Raw genomic sequence first — 6,868 nt, forward strand, 5'->3', positions numbered from 1 at the left:
CGCCGACACCCTGCTGGTGCACGCCGACACCGGTCTGTACGCCGTCCCGGCCGCCGCGGCGCAGCGCGACCCGCAGGTCCCCCTCGACCTGACCCGGCCCCTGGCCCGGGTCCGCCTCGCCGGGGTCCGGGGCGAGCGGCTGGCCGGCCCGGGCGACGCGGAGCGGGCCCTGGAGCACGCCCTGCGCACGGGCGCCGGGCTGCTGGCCTCCGAACAGCTGGGCGTGGCCGACTGGTGCCTGACCGAGACGGTCCGGTACCTGAAGCAGCGCCACCAGTTCAACCGGCCCGTCGGCTCCTTCCAGGCACTGGGGCACCGCCTCGCACAGCTGTGGCTCGACGTGGCCTCGGCCCGCTCGGCGGCCCGCGCCGCCGCCGACGCCCTGGCCACGGACGCGGCGGACGCGCCCCTGCTGACCTCGCTCGCCCAGGCGTACTGCTCCGGCGTCGCCGTCCGTGCGGCCGAGGAATGCGTCCAGCTGCACGGCGGCATCGGCATGACCTGGGAACACCCGGCGCACCTCTACCTCAAGCGCGCGAAGTCCGCCTCCCTCACCCTGGGCACCCCGGGCCACCACCGCACGCTCATCGCCTCCCTGGCGGACCTCCCGGCCCCGGGGGCTTAGGGCCTGTCGTCAAATTCCCGTCTGCCCCGTGACGCTCCCCCAGCTACCGCTGGGAGGTGCCCCCAGGCACGCACTCTCGCCGCACCGGACGAAACCCCAAGTACGTCCAGTACGAGGGCTTCCGCCCGGCACGCCGAGAGCACGCACCAGACGCCGCGGGGCCGCCCTTCGGGCGACGACGGGAATTTGACGACAGGCCCCAAGGCCGGTCGTACAAGGACCCCCGGGCACCCGGAGGTGACCTCGTCCGCGGCGCCGCGTTAGACCCCGTAGCCGCCGCCCCGACGAGCCCAGGGAGTCCGTATGTACGCAGCCGCCGCACCGCCCACCCGTCGCACGGTGCTGCGTACGGCCTTCACGGCGGCCGTGCTCGCCGGCACGGCCGCCGCCCTCGCCCCCGTCCTGCGGGCCCGGCGCCCCCGGTCCGTGACCGCCCCGGCCCCGCTCGCCGAGGAGACCTACCGGGGCCGGCACATCGCCGTACAGCAGGCGGACGTGTGGATCGACGGGCGGCGGCTGCACGTCATGCGCCGCGCCGACGGCAGCTACCTCAGCGGCATCAACCACTTCGAGTCCTTCGCCACCCCCCTGGAGCTCGCCCGCGCCGCGGTCGACGAACTCGGCACCGCGCAGCTGGCCCAGGCCGCGCCCCACCACGGCTGAAGGGCAGGAGCGTCCCGTGTACACCCGGCAGAACCAGCGGAACCTCACCAGCGCGCAGAAGAAGCGCTTCGTGGCTGCCCTCCTGGAGCTCAAACGCGACGGCACCTACGACGAGTTCGTCCGCATCCACGACCGGTACTTCGTGCCCGACCGCGAGACCAAGCTGCGGGTCGGGCACATGTCGCCGTCGTTCTTCCCGTGGCACCGCAGCTACCTGCTGGAGTTCGAGACCAGGCTGCGCGCCCTCGACCCGGGCGTGTCCATCCCGTACTGGGACTGGACCACCGACAGCAGCCCGGTGTCCTCCCTGTGGGCCGAGGACTTCCTCGGCGGTACCGGCCGGGAGAGCGACCGCAAGGTGACGACCGGCCCGTTCGCCTACGACACGGGCAATTGGACGATCCGCGTCCGTACCAGCGAGGCCGCCTTCCTCACCCGCAACCTCGGCCGCCCCCACAACCCGATCAAGCTCCCGACCGCCGCCGAACTGCAATGGGCGCTGGACAGCACGGTCTACGACGCCGGCCCCTGGGACTCCACGGCCCCCGACGGCTTCCGCAACCGGCTGGAGGGCTGGGCAGCCCCGCGCAGCGAACGCTGGCGCAACCACAACAAGGTGCACCAGTGGATCGGCGGCCACATGACGGGCGGTGCCGCGCCCAACGACCCGGCGTTCTGGCTGCACCACGCGTTCGTGGACCTGCTGTGGGACCGCTGGCAGCAGCAGCACCCCGCCGCCGGCTACCTGCCCGCGCGCCCGCTCGAACTCGGCGACCTCCAGCGCGGTCGGGTGATCGCCCTGGACGAGCCGATGCCCCCGTGGGGCGTGACCCCCCGGCAGATGCTGGGCCACCAGGGCGTCTACCGCTACGAGGCCTGACCGCCGCGTGCCCGTCGCCCCACGCGGTCGGCCACCAGGCCGACGGCACGGGAAGGGCCCCCGCCGTGCGGCGGGGGCCCTCAGCCCTCAGCGGGTGCGCCGGCCTCAGTGGCCGTAGCCGCCCTCGGTGTGGTGGTCGACGCCGTCGGAGATGTTCGCGCAGGTGTTCCCGAACGTCGGGTTCAGCAGGGCGATGATGTTGACGGTGTTGCCGCAGACGTTCACCGGCACGTGGACGGGGACCTGGAGGAGGTTGCCCGAGGCGACACCGGGGGAGCCGACCGCCGCACCGTGCGCTCCGGCGTCGGCGACGGCCAGCCCGGCGCCGGCGGCCAGGGCGCTGCCGGCAACTGCGGTGACGGCGACTGCCTTCGCGATACGCGACATCAAGATCTCCTCATGGGATATGGGCGCCGCGAGCACGGTGGCTGCGGCATTTGACATGGCATACAACGCAGGGACCGCCCAGGGGTCACGGGCACTGCGCCTACTCGGTGATGACGCCGGTCACACCGTGAAGCGGACGGACCCGAAGTACGGGCCCACGGGCCGGCTCGCGCCCGGTTCCACGACGGCCACCGGGTCCCCCTGGCAGCCCGGCTCCCGGTACAGCACGGCCCGCTTCGCGGTGTGGTTGACCACGGCGCGGGAGCCCCCGCCGCCCGCCTTCCCGGCCTCCGCGCAGCCCTCCGGGACCGTGATCGCATGGACCCGGTCGTCCTGGCCCATGAACTGGAAGTCGCCCCCGGCGGCCTGCGCCGTTCCGGTGGCGGCGGCCGCCAGCAGCAGGGCGGGGGCCGCGGCGGCCCGTACGGCGTGCGTGATGTCATGAAGGTGCATGACGGGTTCAACCGGGCCCCGCCCCGCACGGGTCACGGGTTGTCACCCGTTGGAGGCTGTGCCACGGTGGGCCGGGTGAGCACCGAGGACGCAAGGCCCCTGGCCAGGACCGCGTACGGCATGGTCGAGGGCCGCACCGAGCAGCGGGTCGCGGTCTTCCGCGGCATCCCCTACGCCGCACCCCCCGTCGGGCCGGCCGCCTTCGCCGCGCCCGCGCCGCCCGCGTCCTGGGACGGCGTACGCGACGCCGGCGCGTTCGGCCCGACCGCCCCCAAGGTGCCCTACCCCGAGCCCTTCGCCGCGCTGCTGCCCGACCCCGACGTCCCGGGCGACGACTGCCTGAACCTCAACGTGTGGACCCCTGACCCGGCCCCGGGCGCCCGGCTGCCGGTCATGGTGTGGATCCACGGCGGCGCGCTGACCCGCGGCTCGTCCGCCTGCCCCGTCTACGACGGCGCGGCCTTCGCCCGGGACGGGGTGGTCCTGGTCTCCGTCAACTACCGCCTGGGCGTACTCGGCTACGGACTCTTCCCCGACGCCCCGGCCAACCGCGGACTGCTGGACCAGATCGCGGCCCTCGCATGGGTGCGGGACAACATCTCCGCCTTCGGCGGGGACCCGGAGCGGGTGACCGTCTTCGGCGAGTCGGCCGGCGCCATCAGCATCGGCTCCCTGCTGGCCGCCCCGCGGGCCGCGGGCCTGTTCTCCCGGGCCGTCCTCCAGAGCGGCGCCCCCGAGGTGCTGCCGCGCGACCGGGTCCGGACGGTGGTGCGCCGGATGGCCTCGCTCCTGAAGGTCCCCGCGACCGCCCGGGCCTTCGCCGCCGTGGACCCCACCGTCCTGCTCGCCGCCCAGGCGGCCGTCCTGCGCCGCTCCGGCCCGCTGCTCGGCGGCCCGGCCTTCGGCCTGGTCACCGACCCCGGCACGCTGCCCGGCGACCCGCTCGACGCGCTGGTGGCGGGCCGGGCCTCGGCCGCGGTCCCGCTGCTGCTGGGCTGGACCACCGAGGAGTACCGGCTCTGGCTCGCGCCCACCGGGATGCAGCGCCACCTCGACCGGCTCGGCCCGCTGGCCGTGGCCCTGGCCCGGCGGCGCAGCGGCAAGGACCGGGCCGCCGTACGGGCGCTGCGGGCCGGCCTGCCCGCCGCCGGAGCCGGCGACGTGGCCGGGCACCTGCTCACCGACCTGCGGCTGCGGGACCCGCTGCGCCGGCTCGCCGCGGCCCCGGGCCGCCGGGCGCCCGCCCACCTCTACGAGTTCGGCTGGCGGTCCGGCATCCCGGGCCTGGGTGCCTGCCACGCCCTGGAGCTGGGCTTCGTCTTCGACACCCTGGCCGTGCCGGAGAGCTCCTGGCTGGCCGGGCCCGAGGCCCCGCAGGCCCTGGCCGACGAGATGCACGCGGCCTGGGTGGCCTTCGCGACCCACGGGGACCCCGGCTGGGACGCGGACGACCCCCGCTCCCGGAAGGCCCTGCACGCCCCGTACGACGGCGCCGGCCGGCCGAAGGAGTTCGGCGGGCCGGCGCGCGCGGCGGACCTCGGGGCGGAGCGGACCGGGCGGACTACTCCGACACGGGTCCTTCCATGACCTTGCTGATGAACTGGATCGGGCCCTCGCCCATGTTCGGGACGTAGGTCTTGGCGTTGTGCTGGCCGCCCTCGATCACGCGCAGGCTGGTGTGGACCGGGCCCTTGCCGTAGGTGGCGATGAACTTCTGCACGTTCGGCAGGGTGTTCTTGTTGCTCTCGGCGGTGCCGACCTGGAAGGCCAGGTAGACGTCCGGGCCCTTCTTGTCGATGAGCTGCTTGGCCAGCACCTCGGGGTTGTTCTCCGCCTTCTCCTTGTCGTAGCCCTTCCACAGCGGGGAGTCCGGGACGATGTCCGGGCCGGAGGCGATCACGGCCTTGAACTTGTCCGGGTGCTTCAGGACGGCCTTCAGACCCGCGAAGCCGCCGGTGGAGGAGCCCATGAAGGCCCAGCCGTCACGTGACTTGATCGTCCGGAAGTTGGCCCGGGTGAAGTCCGGGACGTCCTCGGTGAGCCAGGTGCCCATCTTGGGCTGGCCGGGGATGTCCGAGCCGTCCCAGTAGATGCCCTTGTCGTCGGGCTGCGGGTTGAGCACGGGCATGACCAGGATGAACGGCTTGCTCTTGCCCTCGTGGTACCACTTGCTGATGCTGGTCTGGAGACCGAGGTCGGTGCCCATCCAGTAGTTGTTCGGATAGCCGGCGCCGCCCGGCAGGGATATGAGCACCGGGAAGCCGCTCTTGGCGAACTTGGGGTCGCTGTACTCCTTGGGCGCCCACACCCACACCTTGCCCGTGAAGCCGGACTTCTTGCCCGTCACCGTGGTGACGGCGACGTGCGTGCCGTCGCCCAGGGTCATGGAGTTCTTGAAGTCGGCCGCCGGGCCGGTCGGCATCAGGACCTTGGAGTTCGACGCCTGCTCGGCGCCGCCCGCCTTGCCGTCGCCGGAGGCCTGCCCGCCGCCGAAGGAGACGGACTTGCCCTTGTCCGTGAACGGCGGGACCTCGAAGTAGGCCATCACGCCGGCCGCGATGCCGGCCAGGGCCAGGACGGTCACGCCGGCGATCACCCAGCGGCGCCCCCGGCGCGGGCGGGAGGACTCGCCCTCGTACCCCTCGGACCGGATCTGCGCCTGGTGGTAGCCCTCGTCGTAGCCCTGCCGGTAGCCCTCCTGGTAGGCCCTCTCGTACTGCCCGCCGGGCGTGCGCTGCCCGGTGTTCGGGCCCTCGGGCCGGCGCGGCGGGAACTGCCCGTCGGGTGTGAACGACATGTGAGTGGGTCTCCGGCTGGTTGCGTGCTGCCCGCCCAGGAGCGGGTGTGGTCTCTTGTCCGATCGGAAGATGATCGGAACGCCTCAGGGGTTCCTCATTTTTCCTTCTCTTGGGATTTTCTGGGGTTGTTCCTTGCCCGGTTCCCCGCCGGCGGGCTCCGGTTCACGAGATCGTCCCCCGTCATGCCTGGCCCTTGCAGGGCTCCGTCTGTATGGTGCGCACGCCCCGCCACCCCCGTCATGACCGGAGGTAACTCCCATGCGCCGCTGGGCGAGCTGAGATGTACGTCGCGGACAGCCGCGGCACGCCCGCACCCGCCGGACCCGCCGGGGACGCTGCTGCTGACGCCGCTGCGGACGCCGGGGCCGGCGGCCGCGGGCGGCGGCGCACCGCGGTCGCGCCCACGGTGTTCGCCCTGGGCGCGGTCAGCCTGATCACCGACGTCTCCGCCGAGATGGTCACGGCGGTGCTCCCGCTCTATCTCGTCGCCGGCCTCGGCCTCTCCCCGCTCGGCTTCGGCCTCCTCGACGGCCTCTACAACGGGGTCGGCGCCCTCGTCCGGCTGGCCGGCGGGCACCTCGGCGACCGCACCGGCCGCCACAAGACCCTCGCGGGCCTCGGCTACGGCCTCTCGGCCCTGTGCAAGCCCCTGCTGCTGCTCGTCCACTCACTGCCGGCCATCGGCGCCGTCCTCGCCCTCGACCGGACCGGCAAGGGCCTGCGCACCGCACCCCGCGACGCGCTGATCTCCCTGGCCAGCGCCTCCGCGGACCGGGGCCGGGCCTTCGGCGTGCACCGGGCGATGGACACCGCCGGCGCCCTGATCGGCCCGCTCGCGGCCTTCCTGATCCTGCGCAGCGCCGCCGAGGGCTACGACGCGGTGTTCGCCGTCAGCGCCTGCGTGGCGGCCCTCGGCGTACTCGTCCTGGTCCTGTTCGTACCGGGCCGCCGCACCGCGCCGGCGGCGAAGACCGCGGCGGCAACGAAGGCCGCGCCCGAGCCGACGGACACCCGGGCGGGGAGGCCCGCGCCCGCGGCGAAGGCCGCGCCGGCGGCGAAGGC

Annotated in this window: 8 protein-coding genes; 5 read left to right on the forward strand and 3 right to left on the reverse strand. The window is 74.0% G+C overall.

Going from position 1 to position 6,868, the window contains the following annotated elements; genetic code table 11:
- The 3 genes from GPJ59_RS31500 to GPJ59_RS31510 form a co-directional block, all read left to right on the forward strand.
- Positions 1 to 625 (forward strand): acyl-CoA dehydrogenase family protein (locus GPJ59_RS31500; RefSeq protein WP_258025213.1); only part of this gene is annotated, 625 nt, incomplete at its 5' end.
- 303 nt (positions 626 to 928) lie between these two features.
- Positions 929 to 1,288, forward strand: coding sequence for a tyrosinase cofactor (locus GPJ59_RS31505; protein ID WP_219671332.1), 360 nt, complete (start codon positions 929 to 931; stop codon positions 1,286 to 1,288).
- A gap of 16 nt (positions 1,289 to 1,304) precedes the next feature.
- The gene (locus GPJ59_RS31510) at positions 1,305 to 2,168 is read left to right on the forward strand and encodes a tyrosinase family protein (protein ID WP_219671333.1); all 864 of its coding nucleotides are present in this window, start codon (positions 1,305 to 1,307) and stop codon (positions 2,166 to 2,168) included.
- Between the two features lie 105 nt (positions 2,169 to 2,273).
- Here the strand turns inward: GPJ59_RS31510 and GPJ59_RS31515 are convergent, their stop codons facing one another.
- Together GPJ59_RS31515 and GPJ59_RS31520 are read right to left on the reverse strand one after the other, a co-directional pair.
- On the reverse strand, positions 2,274 to 2,555 hold the full coding sequence (locus GPJ59_RS31515; protein WP_219671334.1) for a chaplin: 282 nt from the start codon (positions 2,553 to 2,555) through the stop codon (positions 2,274 to 2,276).
- Positions 2,556 to 2,675: 120 nt separating this feature from the next.
- Entirely contained in the window at positions 2,676 to 3,008 is a 333-nt protein-coding gene (locus GPJ59_RS31520) for a hypothetical protein (protein ID WP_219671335.1), read from the reverse strand.
- A gap of 75 nt (positions 3,009 to 3,083) precedes the next feature.
- On the opposite strand from GPJ59_RS31520, the gene GPJ59_RS31525 reads away from it, so the two are divergent.
- A complete protein-coding gene (locus tag GPJ59_RS31525; protein WP_308120589.1) occupies positions 3,084 to 4,595 on the forward strand; it encodes a carboxylesterase/lipase family protein in 1,512 nt (503 codons plus the stop codon).
- Here the strand turns inward: GPJ59_RS31525 and GPJ59_RS31530 are convergent.
- The gene (locus GPJ59_RS31530; RefSeq protein WP_308120590.1) at positions 4,570 to 5,805 is read right to left on the reverse strand and encodes an alpha/beta hydrolase-fold protein; all 1,236 of its coding nucleotides are present in this window, start codon (positions 5,803 to 5,805) and stop codon (positions 4,570 to 4,572) included. The genes GPJ59_RS31525 and GPJ59_RS31530 overlap by 26 nt on opposite strands.
- Before the next feature lie 281 nt (positions 5,806 to 6,086).
- Between GPJ59_RS31530 and GPJ59_RS31535 the strand changes: the two genes are divergently transcribed.
- On the forward strand, positions 6,087 to 6,868 hold a 782-nt coding region (locus GPJ59_RS31535; protein WP_219671337.1), incomplete at its 3' end, for an MFS transporter.

Origin of the sequence: Streptomyces bambusae (assembly GCF_019400985.1) — a bacterium.
In the GTDB taxonomy this organism is placed as follows: Bacteria; Actinomycetota; Actinomycetes; order Streptomycetales; family Streptomycetaceae; genus Streptomyces; species Streptomyces bambusae_A.

What these genes read in the sequence shown, in the direction of transcription:
- GPJ59_RS31505 (WP_219671332.1), top strand. Translation starts at nt 929, where the DNA reads ATGTACGCAGCCGCCGCACCGCCCACCCGTCGCACGGTGCTGCGTACG.
- GPJ59_RS31530 (WP_308120590.1), bottom strand. Translation starts at nt 5,805, where the DNA reads ATGTCGTTCACACCCGACGGGCAGTTCCCGCCGCGCCGGCCCGAGGGC.
- GPJ59_RS31515 (WP_219671334.1), bottom strand. Translation starts at nt 2,555, where the DNA reads ATGTCGCGTATCGCGAAGGCAGTCGCCGTCACCGCAGTTGCCGGCAGC.
- GPJ59_RS31520 (WP_219671335.1), bottom strand. Translation starts at nt 3,008, where the DNA reads ATGCACCTTCATGACATCACGCACGCCGTACGGGCCGCCGCGGCCCCC.